Genomic DNA, 18247 nt, shown 5'->3' with positions numbered 1-18247 from the left:
CTTCGACTCACGGCCCTAGGGGCCGTGGCTCAGGATGAGGGGCATTGGTGGGAGAAGCGATCCAGCGCCTCACGCCCTGGCGGAGGCCATGGCGGTCTTTTCGCGGCGGCGCTCGACAGAGGAGGGGATGCGCATGCCCTCGCGGTACTTGGCGACCGTGCGCCGCGCGATGTCGATGCCCGAATCGCGCAGCTTCTGGACGATCGCGTCGTCGGACAACACGTCCTCGGGCGTCTCGGCGTCGATCATCTGCTTGATGCGGTGGCGCACCGCCTCGGCCGAGTGGGCGTCGCCGCCACGGGTGCCGGCGATGGCGGCGGTGAAGAAGTACTTCATCTCGAACACGCCGCGCGGCGTGGCGACGTATTTGTTCGAGGTGACGCGGGACACCGTCGATTCGTGCATGCCGATGGCGTCGGCGACGGTGCGCAGGTTCAGCGGACGCAGGTGCTCCACGCCGAGCGTCAGGAAGGCGTCCTGCTGGCGCACGATCTCGGTCGCCACCTTGAGGATCGTCTTGGCGCGCTGCTCCAGGCTGCGGGTCAGCCAGTTGGCCGTCTGCAGGCAGTCGGTCAGGTAGCTCTTCTCGGGCTCGCTGCGCGCCGACTTCGACACCCGGGCCAGGTAGGTCTGGTTCACGAGCACCCGGGGCAGGACGTCGCTGTTGAGCTCGACGATCCAGCCGCCGTCGGTCGCCTGGCGGATGTAGACGTCCGGCACCACCGGCTGGATGGGCCCGCCCGCGAAGCGCAGGCCAGGCTTCGGGTCGAGCCGCCGCAACTCGGCCACCATGTCCGCCAGGTCTTCCTCGTCCACCCCGCACAGCTTGCGCAGGGTCGAGAAGTCGCGCTTGGCGAGGAGGTCCAGGTGATCGACCAGCGCGGCCATGGCCGGGTCGAAGCGGTCGGCTTCCATCAGCTGGATGCGCAGGCACTCGGCGAGATTGCGGGCGCCGATGCCGTTCGGCTCGCAGCGATGGATCAGGCCCAGCACCGCCTCGACGCGCTGCAGCGGCACGCCCAGCTGCTCGGCCACCGGCTCCAGCGGCTCGGTGATGTAGCCGGCCTCGTCGATGAGGTCGATGAGCATGCTGCCCACCAGGCGATCGACGGGATCGGTGGTCGCCACCGCCAGCTGTTCGGACAGGCTGTCCTGCAGCGACAGCTCGGCCGCGACATAGGCCTCCAGGCTGACGTCATCGTCACCGTCGCGCTGGGTGCCGCCCACGCCCGACCAGCTGGTGGCGGAGAGGCCCAGGCCCTCGCCCTCCGGTCGCGATTCCGCCGGCGTGACGGGCCGATCGTCGGGGAAGACGTTGCCGAGGTCGGTGTCCATGCGGCCCTCGATCGCGCCGCGATCGCTGCCCATGTCGTCGGAGAGCCAGTCGGAGGCCACCGGGCCCGCGTCCGCGGTGGACGGGGCCGGCGCCTCGGGAAAGCGATCCTCGCCGAAGCCCTCGGTCGGCTCGGGGCCGGCGGGCTCTTCCGCCCGCTCCAAGAGCGGGTTTCGCTCCAGCTCCGCCTCGATGTAGTTGGCCAGCTCGAGGCTCGAGAACTGCAGGAGCTTGATCGCCTGCAGAAGCTGCGGCGTCATGACCAGGGATTGACCCTGGCGCAGCTCCAGCCTTTGCGAAAACCTCATACGCGACGCCCCCGCCACTCTCGTCGAGAGTCGGCACGAAAATTGCCTTATGCCTAAGACATAGCCCTAAATCGGGCTGGTGGTCAAAGCCTGACCACCGTTCCGGTAAACCGCCCGGGGAGGCGCCGGAGCTAGAGGCGGAAATCCTCGCCCAGATACAACCGGCGCACGTCCGGACTGGCGATGATCTCGTCCGGCGTTCCTTCCATCAGCACGCGTCCGGAGTGGATGATGTAGGCGCGGTCGATGAGGCCCAGCGTCTCGCGCACATTGTGGTCGGTGATCAGCACGCCGATGCCGCGGCCGGTGAGATGTCGCACGAGGGCCTGGATGTCGCCCACCGCGATGGGGTCGATGCCGGCGAAGGGCTCGTCCAGCAGCATGAACGACGGCCGGCCGGCCAGCGCCCGCGCGATCTCGCAGCGCCGCCGCTCGCCGCCCGACAGGGCGATCGAGGGCGACTTGCGCAGCCGCTTGATGTCGAATTCCTCGAGCAGCGAGTCGAGCTGTTCCTCGCGCTTGCCCTTGTCGGGCTCCACCACCTCGAGCACCGCGCGGATGTTGTCCTCGACGTTGAGGCCGCGAAAGATCGAGGCTTCCTGCGGCAGGTAGCCGATGCCGAGGCGGGCGCGGCGGTACATCGGCAGGTGCGTGATGTCGTGCCCGTCGAGATTGATGCGCCCGCGGTCGGCCGCCACCAGCCCGGTGATCATGTAGAAGATCGTGGTCTTGCCCGCGCCGTTGGGGCCGAGCAGGCCCACGGCCTCGCCGTTGCGCACGGACAGGCCGGCATCCTGGACGACGGCACGGCCGCGATAGCTCTTGGCGAGGCCCTCGACATACAGGGTCCCGACGCCTTCGGCGGCGAGGGCGGAGGCATCGTCCTGGACGAGGTGCTGGGCCTCGTTGGTGGCAGCGGAGCGGAAAAGACGCACGGGCGGCCCGATCTGGAGACGCCGCCCGTTTACCGGACTGCGCGGTCCGCTGCAACTTCGGCGCTCTCCTCCGGCGGAAACGCCCGGTCCGTCCGACCGCTGTTCAAGCTTTGCCTGAGCGATTGAATCGGGTGGCCACCAAGATCACCATCGCGGGAGCCCCTTCATGAACGACAGTCCGATGCCCCTGCCGCACGCACCGCGCTCCCAGCCGGGCTGGACGCGCGACCATGTGCTCGGATGCCTCCTGCTCGGGGTGACGCAGATCGAGGCCGAGGGCAAGGTGCGGATCGCGTCCGAGCTCAGGCACCTCGCCATGCTGTGGTACACGGGCGCGCGCCGCGCGAGCCCGGCCCGGACCCACGGGGAGGAGGACGCGCCGGCGCCCGCGCTGAAGGTGCGCCGCCGTCCCAAGCAGGCCGACCCTCCGGAGCCCGTCGACGCCGACGCCTGAGCCGGAGCGGGCGGCAGCGGCGCGTCAGCGCCAGCCGTCGCGCACGGCCGTGTCGAGCCAGGCGAGGTCCGGCGCGATCGCGGGCAGGCGCTGCCACCACCCATGGAAGCCATGGAGCATGCCCGGCACGACGCGCAGCGCGTGCGGCACGCCCACCTCGTCGAGCCGGCGCACGAACAAGGCCGCGTCGTCCACCAGCGGGTCGCAGCCCGCCGCGAGGACGAGCGTCCGCGGCCATCCGGCGGGAACCGGGTGGCGGGCGGGCGACAGCTCGGGATGGCCCGGGTCCATTCCGGCCGGAATGGTGTCGCGGCAGAAGCTGACGAGCGACGAGCGCTCCAGCTGGTGCCCGGTGGCGAAGATCTCGGTCGACGGGCTCGTGAGGGTCATGTCGAGCCAGGGGCTCAGCAGCACCAGCGTTCCGACCAGCGGACGGCCGGCGAGCACCAGGCGCCGCGTTGCCGCGGCCACGAGACCGGCCCCGGCACTGACGCCGGCGAGCGCCAGCCCGGTCGTGTCGAGGCCGGGCACGGCGCCGCCGGCCAGCGCCAGCAGCCCGTCCTCGATGTCGTCCACGCCCGCAGGCCAGGGATGCTCCGGGGCGAGCCTGTAGCTGAGGGAGACGACCGTGGCCCCGGTCGCCATCGCGAAGCGGCGGGCTTCGAGCTCGGTCTCGTCGACGCTGCCCACGACATAGCCGCCGCCATGCACGTACACGAATGTCGGTCCGGCGGCTCCGGCCTTCGGCCGCAGCACGCGGGCGGGCCGCGGGCCGGCGCGCGTGGCCAGCGTCACGTCCTCGACCGAGGCCATCGGCGGCATCTCGCCGGCGAGCCGCAGCTCCGCGGTGCGCCGGCCCCACTGGCGCTGCTCCACCACGGTCTGCTGCGACCGCGGCGGCACGCCGTTCTCGCGCTGCCAGCGCCCCATGAGGTCGAGAATGCTCTGGGCTTCGGGATGGATCGCCATGGAAGGCCTCGGTGTTCGCGTGGTCGGGACTCGATCGGTCCGGGGGATCCACGGTCCTCGTCGAAGACCATCACCCGGGCCCAAGCCCAATCTTCCTCATCCTGAGCCGGCCGCAAAGCGGCCAAGTCGAAGAACGCAAAGCGGTGCGGCTGGCCCGTTCTGCGTCCTTCGACTCACGGCCCTGCGGGCCGTGGCTCAGGATGAGGGACTTGAGAGCGGGTGGGAGAACAAGTCGGCGGCTCTCCGGCCCGCCCGGTTCGCGTGTCCTCGCGGGGTTCAGAACCGCGGCCGGGCGCTGCTCCAGGTCGGGTCGTACTTGCGCATCTCGGCCGCGTCGTCGCGCTTGCGGATGCCGCAGTCCAGGAAGTTCTGGTGCAGGCGTGCCAGAGCCTTGCGGTCGAGCGTCACACCGAGGCCGGGACCCTTCGGCGGCTCGACGCAGCCGCCCTCGATCGCCAGCTTGCCGCCCTCGATCACCTCGTCCTCCTGCCAGGGGTAGTGGGTGTCGCTGGCATAGGTCAGGTTGGGAATGGTCGCGCCCACATGCGTCATGGCCGCCAGGCTGATGCCCATGTGGGAGTTCGAATGCATCGAGATGCCGATGCCGAAGGTGCGGCCGATCATCGCGAGCTGCTGCGTGGCGCGCAGGCCGCCCCAGTAGTGGTGGTCGGACAGGATCACCTGCACGGCGTTGAGCCGGATGCTCTCCGGGATGTGCCCGAAGGCGACGGTGCACATGTTGGTGGCGAGCGGGAGCGGCGAGAACTTGGCCACCTCGCCCATGCCGGGGATGGTCTCGACCGGGTCCTCGAGATACTCGAGCAGGCCCGGCTCGGAGAGCTGCGGCATCAGGCGCCGCGTCGTCTCGACGCTCCAGCCGCCGTTCGGGTCGATGCGCAGCGGCGCCTTGGGGAAGGCGCGGCGCAGCGCGCGGATGCTCTCGATCTCGAAGTCGGGCTCGAACACGCCGGCCTTCAGCTTGATCGAGCCGAAGCCGTACGCGTCGACCATGCGCCTGGCCTCGTCGACGAGCTGGTCGTGGGTCAGCACCTCGCCCCAGTCGTCGGCCGGATAGCCGGGATCGTCCTTGTGCTGCTTGAACTTGTAGAAGAGGTAGGCGGAGTAGGGCACCCGCTCGCGGACGCGGCCGCCGAGGAGCTCGTACAGCGGCAGGCCGAGCACCTGGCCCTGCAGGTCGAGGAAGGCCACCTCGAAGGCGGCGAGCACGGAGGCGCGGGTCTTGTCGCCGGCGGGCTTGAACGAGGCCGCGAGGTCTGGCTCGGTGCCGACCCTGGCGTAGACGGCGCGCGTGAGGCCGTTCAGGTCGAACGGGCTCAGGCCCACCAGCGTGCCCTTCACCTGGTCGAGATGGGCCAGGATGTCCTGGTCGCCGTAGCTCTCACCCAGACCGACGCGCCCGTCCTCGAGCTCGACCTCGATGATGGAGCGCAGCGCCCAGGGCTCGTGCACGCCCACGACGTTGAGCAGCGGGGGATCGCGGAAGGCGATCGGGGTGACGCGGACATCGGCGATGCGCATGGCGTTTCGTCCCTGGTGTTTCTTGTCGGCTGTCGTGTTGGTGTCACGAGGCGCCCAACCTTCCGCCCGTCATGGCCGGGCCTGGCCCGGCCACCCACGACTTGCGGGGGGCCCCGGCAAAGCCGCGGATACCCGGGCCGAGCCCGGGCAGGACGAGCGGAGAGACTGCGGCGACGTCCCTCAACCCTTCGCGGGCACCGGCGCGCCGGCGTACTCGATCGAGCAGAAGGGGCCGCCCTGGTAGTACTCGGCCACCGCGTCCTGCTTCACCGACTTCTCGCCTTCGAGCGCCTTGTCCGTCTGGTCCTCGGCGTGGTCCTGCGGCTTGTAGCCGAGCGCGTAGGCGGCCGCGTTGTCGTACCAGCACGCCTTGTTGTCGGAGACGCCGTAGACGATCGTGTTGTGGATCTCCGGGTGCTCCAGGCCGATCATCACCAGCTGCGCGAGGTCGCGCGCGCTGATCCAGATGGCCAGCGCGCGGACGCTGCCCGGATAGTCGAAGGCGTTGCCGATGCGGATGTGCATGCTCTTGACGCCGTACTTGTCGGCATAGAGCGCGCCCACGTCCTCGCCCCAGCACTTGCTCAGCCCGTAGCGGCTGTCGGGACGGCCGGCGACGGTGGTGTCAATCTTCTGGGAGCGCGGGTAGAAGCCGACCGCGTGGTTGGACGAGCCGAAGATCACGCGCTTGGCGCCCTGCCGGAAGGCCGCCTCGTAGACGTTGTAGGTGCCCACGATGTTCGACTGCAGGATCTCCTGGAACGAGCCCTCGACGGGCATCGCGGCCAGGTGGATCACCGCGTCCATGCCCTGCGTGGCCTTCAGCACCGCGTCGAAGTCGGCGACGTCGCCGACGATGCTCTCCTCGTTGGGGGCGAGCGTGTCGGCCACCCGGTCGAAGATGCGCACGCGCTCGAAGCGGGACCCCAGCTCCTTGCGGAGCTTCAGTCCCACGCCGCCGCAGCCGCCGGTGATGAGGATCTTCATGAGCGTTTTCTCCTGATTGTGGATGCGTTCAGCGCAGCAGTTGGGCGCGCAGGGCGCGGTCGACGGCGAAGACCCGTCCGGAGGCCGGAGCTTCGGTGAGCTGGTGGGGCGAAAGCCCCATGCGGCAGGTGGTGACGTAGAGGACGTCCCCGGACGGGCCGCCGAAGGCCAGTCCGGAGGGGCGCGGCACGGGCAGCGGCAGGAGGCGCATCTCGCTGCCGTCGGGGCGGAAGCGGGCCACGCTCCAGCCGTCCCACAGGGCAACCCAGATGAAGCCCTCCGGGTCGACCGCGATGGCATGCGGCCGGCCGTGGATCGGGTCGATGCGAAAGGCAGGGCTCACCGCCGCGGCCTGGCGCCCGGTCGGCAGGGTCACCCGCAGGATCTCGCCGGTGTCCGATACGGCGACGAGGAGTTGTCGCGAGCCCGGCAGCGCCACCACGCCCGAGGGCGTTCCCTCGAACGGCACGGCCGCGACGACGGCGCCATCCTCGATGCGGTGCAGCCCGGCCCCGGCCCCGCCGGGAACGCCGGCCGCCGCGAGCCAGACGGCGCCGTCGGCGGTGGCCATGCCGGCGGTGCGGGCGAGAAGACCGGGATCGCCGTCGCGCCAGATGGCCTCGAGCGTCCCGTCCGGCGACACGGCATAGGCGCCCGCCTGCGTCACGACGACGAGGCGCCCGTCGGGATCGCGCGCCATGGCGCAGGCCGGCAGGTCGAACCACGAGACGACCGCGGCGGGGGCGGCGGCATTGGCGGCCATCAGGGCCGGTCCCAGCGCGTCGAGCCACATCAGGCGGTGGCTGGCGGCGTCCCACAGCGGCGAGCGGCCGAGAAAGCAGGTGCCTTCCGTGAACTCGGGAACGCTGGCGCCCGTGCCGCGGTGCGGCACGTCCCGGCGCTGCCGCAGCGCCTCGCCGAGCCGGCGCGCCGCGCCCGCCACTTCCGGACCGAGCAGGTGCGCGCGGTCCTGGGTGAGGCGGAAGCCGGGGCCGGCGATGGCGAGCGCGCCCACGGGGCCCACGCCGTCGATCACCACGGCGGCGGCGACGCAGCGCCGCCCTTCGGCGAACTCCTCATCCTCGATGGCGTAGCCGCGCAGGCGGAAGACGTCGAGCTGGGAGCGCAGCTGCGCGGCATCGACGACGGTGCGTTCCGTGTGCCGGTCGAGCGACAGCCGCCCGATCAGGCCCTCGCGCTCGGCCTGGGGCAGGGCGGACAGCCAGGCCTTGCCCATGCCTGTCGCATGGAGCGGACGGCGGCTGCCCACGGCGGCTCCCGGCCGGGGCGTGAACGCCGGGTCGGCCTTCTGGATGATGACCATGTCGGTGCCGCCCGGGACCGCGAAGTAGACCGTCTCGCCCGTGACGTCGCGCAGGGCGCGCACCGCCGACATGGCGAGCAGCGGCAGATCGGGCAACGGCCACACCGCGTGCGCATAGTCGAGGAACTTGAACCCCGGGAAGTAGCCCTGGCTGTTGGTGTCGAGCCGCACCATGCCGCGCTGCTGCAGGGTGTTGAGGATGCGGTAGGCGGTGCTGCGGGTCAGCCCGAGTTCGTCGGCGAGCGTCTGCGCCCGGTGCTGGCCGGGCGCCGCGGCGATCAGGTCGATCAGGTTCAGCGCCTTGAGCACGAGACCGGTTCCGGCCTGGGCCGGACTGTCCTCGATGCTCACGATCTCGGCTGCTGGCTTGCGCATGGGCGCGCACTTTCCCGTTCCGCTGGGCGGCTCACAGGCAGACCCTAGGCGGATCGAAAATGGGTTTCAACATGTGCGTCCCAAAATATGAGAAGAACTTATGCTGCAGGTGCGAAATGACGCAACTTGTCGCATTCTTTGGGAACCACGGTTGACAGGTCGTCGGACGACTCATAGCGTGCCGTCCCAATCGCCGGCGTGACCGGCCTTGGAGGACGTCCCGCGTGAGCGCTGCCCCTGCCCTGGTTGCGGACAAGGACGTCCACGCCCTCGCCTTCGGAGCCATGCGGGCGACGGTGCGCGCGGCAGACGGCGGCCGCGTTGCCTCGTTGTGGCGGGACGATCCGAAAGGGCGGCGCGTCGACGTGCTCGTGCCCATGGCGCCCGGTGCCTACGACCCGCAGATCTGGCCGAAGGCGGGATGCTACCCGCTCGTGCCGTGGTCCAACCGGATCCGCGACGCCCGCTTCCCCTTCGGCGGCCGCACCATCGCCCTGCCTCCGCATCCCGCCTCGGCGCCCCACGCCGTGCACGGCTTCGCCCAGACGCGCCCCTGGCAGGTGACGGCGGCGGGCGAGTCCACCCTCGAGATGCGCTACGACCACGAGCCGGACGCCTGGCCCTGGGCCTTCGCCGCGGTGCAGAAGCTCTCGCTCGACGCCGCCGGGCTGACGATCGCGATCGCCGTCACCAACCGCGCGTCGGAGCCGATGCCCTGCGGGCTGGGCGTGCACCCCTTCTTCAAGGCCGGCCCCGGAGACCGCGTCCGCTTCACGGCGGACCTCGCCTGGGACCAGGACTCCGCCGGCTGCGGCACCGCCGCCCGCGCGCTGTCGCCGGCCGCGAGCCGTCACGATGCCGCGCTCGACGCGACGGCCGTGACCGACTACCGGGCGGGCTTCGGCGGCATGGCCTCGATCGCCCGTGCCGACGGATCGCGCATCGTGCTGCAGACCGGCGCTCCCTTCGACCACGTGGTGTTCCACGTGCCGGCGGGCGGCGCCTATGCCTGCATCGAGCCCGTGACCCACGTCGCCGACGCCTTCAACCTCGCCGCGCGCGGGGTGGAGGGCAGCGGCATGCGGACGCTCGCGCCGGGGCAGACCCTCGCGGGATTGGTGAGACTTGGACTAGCATAGCCAGGACGGCCTCAGCGGGTCGCCCCTGCGGGCCGCAAGAGCCGCGTTCACAGACTTCTCTGGGAGGAGATGCAATGAGCAAAGACCGTATCGACCGCCGCGACGTCCTCAAGGGTCTCGCCGGCGCTGCCGCGCTGGCCACGATGGCCGGCCCGGCCCTGGCCCAGGCCGCGGGCGAGGCGCCCGACTTCGCCAAGGCCGCCGCCGACGGCAAGCTGCCGAAGCTCGCCGACCGCCTGCCCTCCAACCCGCTGGTCATCAAGGCCGACAAGGTCGGCAAGTATGGCGGCTCGCTGCGTCGCGGCCTGCGCGGCTCGGCCGACCACAACGGCATCCTGCGTCTCGTCGGCAACCAAGGCCTCGTGCGCTGGAACCTCGAGTTCACCGAGGTTCTGCCCAACGTCGCCGAGAAGTGGACGGTCAACGCCGACTCCACCGAATTCGTCTTCACCCTGCGCAAGGGCATGAAGTGGTCGGACGGCAAGCCGTTCACCGCCGACGACGTGATCTTCTCCGTCGAGGACTGCGCCAAGAACAGCGAACTCTACAAGTCGGTCCCCTCCACGCTCGTCATCGGCGGCAAGCCGGGCACGGCGACGAAGGTCGACGACAACACGGTGAAGTTCACCTTCGCCTCGCCCTACGCCCTGTTCCTCGAGATCATGGCAACGCCGCTCGGCCAGCACCCGACGCTGTTCTGCAAGCACTACGCCAGCCAGTTCCATCCCAAGTACAACCCGAACGTCGCCGACCTCGCCAAGGCCGCGAACCTGTCGAGCTGGCCGGACCTGTTCCGCGCCAAGAACGGCGACATCGAGATCCCGTCGCGCTGGTCGAACCCCGAGAAGCCGACGCTCGATCCCTGGGTCATCAAGGAGCCCTACGTCGGCGGCGCCACGCGCGTCGTGATGGAGCGCAACCCCTACTTCTGGCAGGTCGATCAGAACGGCAACCAGCTGCCCTACATCGACCGGCTCACCTTCAACATCTCGCAGGACGTCGAGTCGCTCATGCTCGACGCGATCTCGGGCCGCCTGGACATCCAGGAGCGCCACATCGACACCCTGCAGAACAAGCCGACCCTCTCGCAGAACATGCAGAAGGGCGGCTACCGCCTCGTCGAGCTCATCGCGTCCGGGTCGCAGCAGGTTCAGATCTACCTGAACATCACGCACAAGGACCCGAAGATGCGGGAGATGTTCGCCAACAAGGAGTTCCGCCAGGCGCTCTCGTTGGGCATCAACCGCAAGGAGATCGTCGAGATCGTCTACCTCGGGCAGTCGCAGCCCTGGCAGACGGGCCCGCGCCCGGGTCACCCCTGGGAGCACAAGCAGCTCTCCACGCAGTTCACGGACCATGATCCGAAGAAGGCGGCCGAGATCCTCGACAAGCTCGGCTACAGCAAGAAGGACGCGCAGGGCTTCCGCCTGCGTCCCGACGGCCAGAAGGTGTTCTTCGCCATCGACGTGATCCCGACGCTCTATCCGGACGCCGTGGACACCCTCGAGCTGGTGAAGCGGCACTGGGCCGAGATCGGTGTCGACATGAAGGTCAACACCATCGAGCGCGCCCTCTACTACACCCGCGGCGACAGCAACGACCACGACGCGGCCGTGTGGCCGGGCCCGGGCGGCCTCGACCCGATGCTCGACCCGCGCGACTTCTTCGCCCAGCATCCGCAGGGCTCGCGCTACGCCATTCCGTGGACCCTCTGGTACGTGTCCAACGGCAAGGACGGGCAGGAGCCGCCGGAGAGCCAGAAGCAGCGCATGAAGCTGTTCAACGACGCGCTGGCCACGGCCGACCTGAAGAAGCGCGGCGAGATCATGAAGCAGCTCATGGACCTCACCGCCGACGCCTTCGAGACGATCGGCGTCTGCCTCGCGGTCAACGCCTTCGGCATCGTCCGCAACAACCTGCAGAACGTGCCGCAGAAGTACCCGAACGCCTGGTCCTGGCCGAACCCCGGCCCGGCCCTGCCGCAGCAGTTCTTCTTCAGCTGAGGCCTCCGCCTCCGATCCTCGCCCCCGCGCCCGGTCCCACCGGGCGCGGGGGACGACCCTCGACGACCGCCGTCCTCGCGATGGCGGACTGATCCGGGACCCTCCGAAGGGACGCCGCCATGCTGCGCTTCATCATTTCCCGCACCCTCTGGATGATCCCGTCGCTGTTCGTGGTCAGCTTCCTGGCCTTCGTGCTCATCCAGCTGCCGCCGGGCGACTACGTCACCACCTACATCGCGACCCTCGCGGCCTCCAACGAGGTCGTGGACCAGAACACCGCCGCCGACCTGCGCCAGCGCTTCGGCCTCGACCAGCCGCTGATCGTCCAGTACGTGAAATGGATCACGGGCATCCTGACGCGCGGCGACTTCGGCCTGAGCTTCGAGTGGCAGCAGCCGGTCAGCGACCTGATCTGGGAGCGCATGGCGCTGACCCTGATCCTCACCTTCTCGACCCTTCTCGCCACCTGGGGCATCGCCCTGCCGATCGGCGTCTTCTCCGCCGTGAAGAAGTACTCGATCGGCGACTACATCGTGACGTTCTTCTCGTTCCTGGGCCTGGCCGTGCCGAGCTTCCTGCTGGCGCTGGTGCTCATGTACATCGCCGCCGTCCAGTTCGGTCAGGAGGTCGGCGGCCTGTTCTCCGAGCAGTACGTCAACGCGCCCTGGAGCATGGGCAAGGTCTTCGACCTCATCCACCACCTGTGGATCCCGGTGATCATCCTGGCGGTGTCGGGAACGGCGAGCCTGATCCGCGTCATGCGCGCCAACATGCTCGACGAACTGGGCAAGCCCTACGTCACGACCGCGCGCGCCAAGGGCCTGTCGGAGTTCCACCTCCTGGTGAAGTACCCGGTGCGCATCGCGCTGAACCCGTTCATCTCGACCATCGCCTGGCTGCTGCCCAACCTCGTCTCCGGCTCGATCATCGTGGCCATCGTGCTCAGCCTGCCCACGGCCGGCCCGCTGCTGCTGCAGTCGCTGATGAGCCAGGACATGTATCTCGCCGGCGCCTTCGTGCTGCTGATCTGCACCCTGACCCTCATCGGGTCGCTGGTCAGCGACATCCTTCTCGCCTTCGCCGATCCGCGGATCCGGCTCGAATAATCCGCGGACCTGGAGCTTTCCCATGACCGACGCAGCCCTCGCCGCCGTCGACCAGAAGCGACTGGCCGTCGCCTCCCAGTGGCAGCTGATGTGGTGGGCGTTCAAGCGCCACCACCTCGCCATGATCGGCCTCGCGATCACCGCCTTCTTCTACCTGATCGCGTTGATCCCCGGCTTCTTCGCCGTCAACGACCCGAACAAGCAGAACGCGCGCGCGGCCTATCACCCGCCGCAGGCGATCCACTTCATCGACACGGCGCAGGACGGGAGCTGGTCCTTCCGGCCCTACATCCGGCCCTACGTGCTGAAGCGCGATCCGCAGACGCTCGCCGCCATCTACACCGAGGATCCGGCGCGCAAGGTCTACCTGCAGTTCTTCGCGAAGGGCTACGAGTACAACCTGCTCGGCCTGTTCCCCTCGACGACGCACCTCATCGGCACCGACAACCCGAACCAGCCGCTGTTCATGTTCGGCGCCGACCGCCTCGGCCGCTGCGTCTACAGCCGCATCATGCAGGGCGCCCAGATCTCGCTGTCGGTCGGCCTCGTCGGCGTGTTCCTGTCGCTGACGCTGGGCGTGCTGCTCGGCGGCATCTCCGGCTACTACGGAGGGCGCGCCGACTTCGTGATCCAGCGCGCCATCGAGTTCGTGCTGGCGCTCCCCACCATTCCGATCTGGCTGGCGCTCGCCGCGGCGCTGCCGCAGGATTGGCCGGCGACGCTCAACTACTTCATGATCACGCTGATCCTGTCGCTCACCGGCTGGGCCCAGCTCGCCCGCGTGGTGCGCGGCCGCTTCCTCAGCCTGCGCACGGAGGAGTTCGTCACCGCCGCGCGCCTCGACGGCGCCAGCGAGGGCCGCGTGATCTTCCGGCACATGCTGCCGAGCTTCCTCAGCCACATCATCGCGTCGATCACGCTCGCGATCCCCGCCATGATCCTGGCCGAGACCTCGCTGTCGTTCCTGGGCCTCGGCCTGCAGCCCCCGACCATCTCCTGGGGCGTGCTGCTGCGCGAGGCCCAGAACATCCGCTCGATCGCCACGGCGCCGTGGCTCTTCGCCCCCGGCGCCTTCGTCGTGATCGCCGTGATCGCCCTCAACTTCCTGGGAGACGGACTGCGCGACGCCGCGGATCCGTACAACAAATGACCGTCACCGAGCTCTCCCCCCGCGGTGCCCCCGGCGCCGCCTCCGCGCCCGGTCGCACCGTGCTCGAGGTCCGCAACCTCACCACGCACTTTCCCGTCCGCACGGGCGTGGTGAAGGCGGTCGACGGCGTCTCGTTCAACCTGGAGCGCGGGAAGACCCTGTGCGTGGTCGGCGAGTCCGGATCGGGCAAGAGCGTCACGGCCCGTTCGATCCTGCAGATCGTCGACGCGCCCGGGCGCATCGTCGCCGGCGAGATGATCCTGCACCGCCCGGACGGCAGCTCGGTCGACCTCGCCAAGCTCGGCAACCGCAGCCGCGAAATCCGCGCCGTGCGCGGCGCCGAGATCGCGATGATCTTCCAGGAGCCGATGTCGTCGCTGTCGCCGGTGCACACCGTCGGCGACCAGATCATGGAGGTGCTGCGCCTGCACCTGAAGATGAGCAAGGCGGAGGCCCGCGCGCGCTGCGTCGAGCTGCTGCGCCAGGTCGAGATCCCGCATCCCGACCGCGCCGTCGACCGCTACACCTTCGAGTTCTCCGGCGGCATGCGCCAGCGCGTGATGATCGCCATGGCGCTGGCCTGCAACCCGCAGATCCTGATCGCCGACGAGCCCACGACCGCGCTCGACGTCACGACCCAGGCCGAGATCCTCGACCTCATCAAGAAGCTCCAGCAGCAGCACGGCATGGCCGTGATGTTCATCACCCACGACATGGGCGTCGTCGCGGAAATCGCCGACGAGGTGCTGGTGATGTACCACGGCAAGGTGATGGAGGCGGGCGACGTCGACACCATCTTCCACGCGCCCAAGGACGAGTACACCAAGATGCTGATCGGCTCGGTGCTGCGGCTCGAGCAGAAGGCCGAGATCCGTCTCAAGCGCCCGCCGATCGACACCACGGCCGAGCCGGTCATCGAGGTGAAGAACCTGCAGATGCATTTCGGCTCGCCGAAGGCCCCCATCAAGGCCGTCGACGACGTGACCCTGAAGGTGCTGCCCGGCGAGACGCTCGGCATCGTCGGCGAGTCGGGCTCCGGCAAGACGACGATGGGCCGCTGCCTGCTGCGCATCTATGACCCCACCGGCGGGCAGATCTCCTACAAGCGCGCCGACGGCTCCAAGGTCGACATCGTCGCCGCCGACAAGGAGACCCTGAAGATCTGCCGGCGCGAGATCCGCATGATCTTCCAGGATCCCGTCGGCTCGCTGAACCCGCGCATGACGGTGGCGCAGGTCATCGGCGAGCCGCTGCTCGTCAACGGCATCGCCAAGGGCCGCGAGCTCGACGACCGCGTCGCCGACCTGATGCAGCAGGTGGGGCTCAATCCCGAGTGGCGAGAGCGCTATCCGCATGCCTTCTCCGGCGGCCAGCGCCAGCGCATCGGCATCGCGCGGGCCATCGCGCTGAACCCGCGGGTGATCGTCGCCGACGAGGCGACCTCGGCGCTCGACGTGTCGCTGCGCTCGCAGATGCTCGACCTGATGATGAACCTGCAGGACAAGCTGGGCCTCAGCTACGTCTTCATCAGCCACGACATCGGCGTCATCCGCTACATGTGCGACCGCATCGCGGTGATGTACCGCGGCAAGGTGGTCGAGACCGGCTTCACCGAGCAGGTCTGCGACGCGCCCACGCACCCCTACACGCAGGCCCTGCTGTCGGCCATTCCGCGGCCGGATCCGCGCATGCGGTCGATGCACAAGCGGCACCGGTATACGGGGTGATATCGGCAGGAGGCAGTTAGGCAGTAGGCAGTAGGCAGTAGGCAGCAGGCAGCAGGGTTTCGCGCCGACTGCCTCTGCTGCATGCCCGACATGTCGGCCTGGGCCTCGTGCCGGCTGCCCGCTTCGACGATCCTGCCTAGTGCCTACTGCCTCCAAAAGAAGACCGATCCGGGAGGACCGATGAAGATCACCGAAATCCGCACCTACCTGATGCATGCCGGCGCACCGAACCTGCGCAAGTGGGCGGCGGACGGGTCCTTCGGCACGCAGAGCTTCTCGAAGAACCTGACCGGCACGCGCAACTGGCTGTTCGTGAAGATCTTCACGGACGAAGGCATCACCGGCATCGGCGAGTGCTCGGGCTGGCCGCGCGTCATCGAGACGGCGGTGAAGGACCTCTCCCGCCTGCTCGTGGGCGAGGACCCGACGCACATCGAGCGGCTCTGGCAGAAGATGCACATCGGCATGATGGGCCACGGCCTCACCGGCACGGTGGGGGCCGGCGCCATCAACGGCATCGACATGGCGCTGTGGGACATCAAGGGCAAGGCGCTCGGCGTGCCCGTGTGGAACCTGCTCGGCGGCAAGGTCCGCGACCGCATCCGCATCTACGCCCACGCCAACACGCCGGAGGTGGCGCTGAGCCTGAAGGAGCGCGGCATCACCGCGTTCAAGATGGGCGGCGTATCCAACCCCGTCCGCAAGTTCGGCCAGCTGCGCGAGGCGGTGGGCGACGAAATGGACATCGCCATCGACCTGCACGGCCCACCGTGGCTGACGCCGGCCGACGCGGTGCAGGTGTGCCGCGAGCTGGAGCAGTTCCGCCCGATGTGGGTGGAGGATCCCGTCTCGCCGGACAACCTCGAGGGCTTCCGCCGCATCCGCCAGCACTCGAGCGTGCCGCTGGCCGCGGGCGAGCGCCAGGCGATGATCTTCGGCGAGCGCGAGCTCATCGAGGACGAGCTCGTCGACGTCATCCAGCCGGACACGGGCCGGGCCGGCGGCATCACGCAGATGAAGAAGATCGCGGCCATGGCCGAGGCCCATCACATCATGATGGCACCGCACTCGGGCTCGCTCGGCCCGGTGGCCGAATACGCCGCGCTGCACATCCTCGCCGCCATCCCGAACGGTCTCATCCTCGAGCGCATCGAGGACGACTGGGAGGGCCGCGAGAAGACCATCGTGCCCCACCCCAAGCAGACGGACGGCTTCATCCCGGTCCCGGACGCGCCCGGCCTCGGCTGCGACATCGACGAGGAGTTCGTCGCGCAGTTCCCGAGCGAGGCCAACGTGTCCGTGCCCGTGACCGAGGCCTCCGGCAGCTACCAGCCCGGCACCTTCAACGAGCACGTCTACGTCCAGACGCGGCTGCGGCGGGGTGTGTATTTTCCGAAGTCGTAGGGCTGACCCTGCGACGGGTGTCTTCCATCGAGGCGCCCCTCTTTCCGCCGTCATGGCCGGGCTTGGCCCGGCCACCCACGACTGAAGCCTGCCCCTGGCAAAGTCGTGGATGCCCGGGCCAAGCCCGGGCAGGACGCGGAGCGGGGTGAGGGCCCTTGGTGAGGGCCATCAAGCAGCGCCGACCACCAGCGAAAGAAAAGACCCATGAAGATCGAACGGCTGCGCGCCTTCATGTCGCGCGACAAGGACCGGCCCCGCGTCGTCATCGCGATGGACACGGACGACGGCATCACCGGCTGGGGCGAGTGCTACAACCACGGGCCGGACCAGGCGCTGTTTCCGCTGCTCGACTACCTGATGACCTTCATCAGGGGCCAGGATCCGACGCGCATCGAGTACATCATCCACTACCTCATGCAGCAGACGCGCTTCCCGCCGGGCGCGCTGGGGCTGGCCGCGATCTCGGCCATCGACCACTGCCTGTGGGACATCTCGGCCAAGGCGCTGGGCGTGCCGGTCTACAAGCTGCTGGGCGGCAACGTGCGCGACCGGGTGAAGGTCTATGCCGGCGTCTACACCGCGCCCGACCCGCAGGCCGCCAAGGACGAGCTCGACAAGCTCAACGAGCAGTGGGGCCTCACCGCCTTCAAGCTCTCGCCCTACCGCATCGACATGCACCGCCACCGCTGGGGCGAGGTGGTGCGCACCTCGGCGGAGTATTTCCGCCAGCTGCGCGAGACGATCCGCGGCGACTACGACATCGCCTTCGACGCCCATGCCAAGATCTTCGAGCCGGCTCAGGCCATGCAGCTCGGCAACGCGCTGGCGCCCTACGACCCGCTGTTCTTCGAGGAGCCGATCCGCCCCGAGAACTTCGAGGCCTGGGGCGAGCTCAAGCGCGGGCTCCAGTGCACGCTGGCGACGGGCGAGTCGCTCTACAGCCGCTTCGAGTTCCTGCGCCTCCTGCAGGTGCGCGGCGCCGACATCATCCAGCCCGACATCTGCGTGGTGGGGGGCGTGCTCGAGATGATGAAGATCAACGCGCTCGCCGAGGCGCACTTCGTCTCGATCGCCCCGCACAACCCCATGGGGCCGCTGGCGACCGCGGTGAACCTGCATTTCTGCGCGTCCGCCAGCAATTTCCGCTTCCTCGAGTACCGCCTGCCGCACGGCCCCGGCTACGTGTTCGGCACGGGGTCGCAGGAGGCGCCGACGGCCGACCAGCGCCTGCAGGGCGCCTGGTACGTCAAGGACCCGTACCTGCCCAAGGACGGCTACCTCGAGCTGCGGCCCGATCGTCCGGGCTGGGGCGTCGAGATGGACGAGAAGCTGCTCGGCACTGAGGACTACGTGCATTGGCAGCGCAAGGTGCCGGTGAAGCCCGACGGCTCGACCGGGTACGTTTGAGGAACGGCGGGCTGCTTCCCTCTCTCCGCGTCATGGCCGGTCCAGGTGTTTAGACCGGGGAGATGGTGGACACCTGTTCGGGGACAT

14 protein-coding genes are annotated in these 18247 nt (G+C 69.2%); 8 read left to right on the top strand and 6 right to left on the bottom strand.

Features of this window, described 5'->3' with window-relative positions:
- Window positions 1-69 precede the first annotated feature (69 nt).
- Window positions 70-1641 (bottom strand): RNA polymerase factor sigma-54, encoded by a 1572-nt coding sequence (gene rpoN / locus Q0Q47_RS05225; RefSeq protein ID WP_293855442.1) that lies wholly within the window; start codon window positions 1639-1641, stop codon window positions 70-72.
- Between the two features lie 131 nt (window positions 1642-1772).
- Window positions 1773-2576 (bottom strand): LPS export ABC transporter ATP-binding protein, encoded by an 804-nt coding sequence (gene lptB / locus Q0Q47_RS05220; RefSeq protein ID WP_293855439.1) that lies wholly within the window; start codon window positions 2574-2576, stop codon window positions 1773-1775.
- A 166-nt stretch (window positions 2577-2742) separates the two neighbouring features.
- On the opposite strand from lptB, the gene Q0Q47_RS05215 reads away from it, so the two are divergent.
- Window positions 2743-3030, top strand: coding sequence for a hypothetical protein (locus Q0Q47_RS05215; protein ID WP_293855436.1), 288 nt, complete (start codon window positions 2743-2745; stop codon window positions 3028-3030).
- A gap of 24 nt (window positions 3031-3054) precedes the next feature.
- Here Q0Q47_RS05215 and Q0Q47_RS05210 read toward each other — a convergent pair whose 3' ends face one another.
- From Q0Q47_RS05210 to Q0Q47_RS05195, 4 genes are all read right to left on the bottom strand, one after another.
- A complete protein-coding gene (locus Q0Q47_RS05210) occupies window positions 3055-3999 on the bottom strand; it encodes an alpha/beta hydrolase (protein WP_293855433.1) in 945 nt (314 codons plus the stop codon).
- A gap of 276 nt (window positions 4000-4275) precedes the next feature.
- Complete coding sequence (locus Q0Q47_RS05205) at window positions 4276-5538, bottom strand: glucarate dehydratase family protein (protein ID WP_293855430.1); 1263 nt, start codon at window positions 5536-5538, stop codon at window positions 4276-4278.
- Between the two features lie 180 nt (window positions 5539-5718).
- Window positions 5719-6525, bottom strand: a complete 807-nt coding sequence (locus Q0Q47_RS05200; protein WP_293855427.1) for an NAD(P)-dependent oxidoreductase — start codon at window positions 6523-6525, stop codon at window positions 5719-5721.
- A 28-nt stretch (window positions 6526-6553) separates the two neighbouring features.
- Window positions 6554-8224: an SMP-30/gluconolactonase/LRE family protein gene (locus tag Q0Q47_RS05195; protein ID WP_293855424.1), complete on the bottom strand. Its 1671-nt coding sequence runs from the start codon at window positions 8222-8224 to the stop codon at window positions 6554-6556.
- Between the two features lie 224 nt (window positions 8225-8448).
- On the opposite strand from Q0Q47_RS05195, the gene Q0Q47_RS05190 reads away from it, so the two are divergent.
- The 7 genes from Q0Q47_RS05190 to Q0Q47_RS05160 all read left to right on the top strand — a co-directional run bounded on the left by Q0Q47_RS05190 (window position 8449) and on the right by Q0Q47_RS05160 (window position 18160).
- Window positions 8449-9363 (top strand): aldose 1-epimerase, encoded by a 915-nt coding sequence (locus tag Q0Q47_RS05190; protein ID WP_293855421.1) that lies wholly within the window; start codon window positions 8449-8451, stop codon window positions 9361-9363.
- Window positions 9364-9437: 74 nt separating this feature from the next.
- Window positions 9438-11366 (top strand): ABC transporter substrate-binding protein, encoded by a 1929-nt coding sequence (locus Q0Q47_RS05185; RefSeq protein WP_293855418.1) that lies wholly within the window; start codon window positions 9438-9440, stop codon window positions 11364-11366.
- Between the two features lie 119 nt (window positions 11367-11485).
- The gene (locus Q0Q47_RS05180) at window positions 11486-12472 is read left to right on the top strand and encodes an ABC transporter permease (RefSeq protein ID WP_293855415.1); all 987 of its coding nucleotides are present in this window, start codon (window positions 11486-11488) and stop codon (window positions 12470-12472) included.
- Window positions 12473-12494: 22 nt separating this feature from the next.
- Entirely contained in the window at window positions 12495-13622 is a 1128-nt protein-coding gene (locus tag Q0Q47_RS05175; protein WP_293855412.1) for an ABC transporter permease, read from the top strand.
- Window positions 13619-15349: an ABC transporter ATP-binding protein gene (locus Q0Q47_RS05170; RefSeq protein WP_293855409.1), complete on the top strand. Its 1731-nt coding sequence runs from the start codon at window positions 13619-13621 to the stop codon at window positions 15347-15349. Before Q0Q47_RS05175 ends, Q0Q47_RS05170 begins: the two co-directional genes overlap by 4 nt.
- Before the next feature lie 180 nt (window positions 15350-15529).
- Window positions 15530-16753: a mandelate racemase/muconate lactonizing enzyme family protein gene (locus tag Q0Q47_RS05165; protein WP_293855407.1), complete on the top strand. Its 1224-nt coding sequence runs from the start codon at window positions 15530-15532 to the stop codon at window positions 16751-16753.
- Window positions 16754-16957: 204 nt separating this feature from the next.
- Window positions 16958-18160 carry a mandelate racemase/muconate lactonizing enzyme family protein gene (locus Q0Q47_RS05160; RefSeq protein ID WP_293855404.1) on the top strand — a complete coding sequence of 401 codons (1203 nt, stop codon included), beginning with the start codon at window positions 16958-16960 and terminating at the stop codon, window positions 18158-18160.
- The last annotated feature ends 87 nt before the right edge of the window (window positions 18161-18247 follow it).

The organism is uncultured Alsobacter sp. (assembly GCF_945952055.1).
In the GTDB taxonomy this organism is placed as follows: Bacteria; Pseudomonadota; Alphaproteobacteria; order Rhizobiales; family Beijerinckiaceae; genus Alsobacter.
This window is presented reverse-complemented; position numbering and strand designations above follow the sequence as displayed.

What these genes read in the sequence shown, in the direction of transcription:
- rpoN (WP_293855442.1), bottom strand. Translation starts at nt 1,641, where the DNA reads ATGAGGTTTTCGCAAAGGCTGGAGCTGCGCCAGGGTCAATCCCTGGTC.
- Q0Q47_RS05215 (WP_293855436.1), top strand. Translation starts at nt 2,743, where the DNA reads ATGAACGACAGTCCGATGCCCCTGCCGCACGCACCGCGCTCCCAGCCG.
- Q0Q47_RS05210 (WP_293855433.1), bottom strand. Translation starts at nt 3,999, where the DNA reads ATGGCGATCCATCCCGAAGCCCAGAGCATTCTCGACCTCATGGGGCGC.
- Q0Q47_RS05205 (WP_293855430.1), bottom strand. Translation starts at nt 5,538, where the DNA reads ATGCGCATCGCCGATGTCCGCGTCACCCCGATCGCCTTCCGCGATCCC.
- Q0Q47_RS05200 (WP_293855427.1), bottom strand. Translation starts at nt 6,525, where the DNA reads ATGAAGATCCTCATCACCGGCGGCTGCGGCGGCGTGGGACTGAAGCTC.
- Q0Q47_RS05195 (WP_293855424.1), bottom strand. Translation starts at nt 8,224, where the DNA reads ATGCGCAAGCCAGCAGCCGAGATCGTGAGCATCGAGGACAGTCCGGCC.
- Q0Q47_RS05185 (WP_293855418.1), top strand. Translation starts at nt 9,438, where the DNA reads ATGAGCAAAGACCGTATCGACCGCCGCGACGTCCTCAAGGGTCTCGCC.
- Q0Q47_RS05180 (WP_293855415.1), top strand. Translation starts at nt 11,486, where the DNA reads ATGCTGCGCTTCATCATTTCCCGCACCCTCTGGATGATCCCGTCGCTG.
- Q0Q47_RS05175 (WP_293855412.1), top strand. Translation starts at nt 12,495, where the DNA reads ATGACCGACGCAGCCCTCGCCGCCGTCGACCAGAAGCGACTGGCCGTC.
- Q0Q47_RS05170 (WP_293855409.1), top strand. Translation starts at nt 13,619, where the DNA reads ATGACCGTCACCGAGCTCTCCCCCCGCGGTGCCCCCGGCGCCGCCTCC.
- Q0Q47_RS05165 (WP_293855407.1), top strand. Translation starts at nt 15,530, where the DNA reads ATGAAGATCACCGAAATCCGCACCTACCTGATGCATGCCGGCGCACCG.
- Q0Q47_RS05160 (WP_293855404.1), top strand. Translation starts at nt 16,958, where the DNA reads ATGAAGATCGAACGGCTGCGCGCCTTCATGTCGCGCGACAAGGACCGG.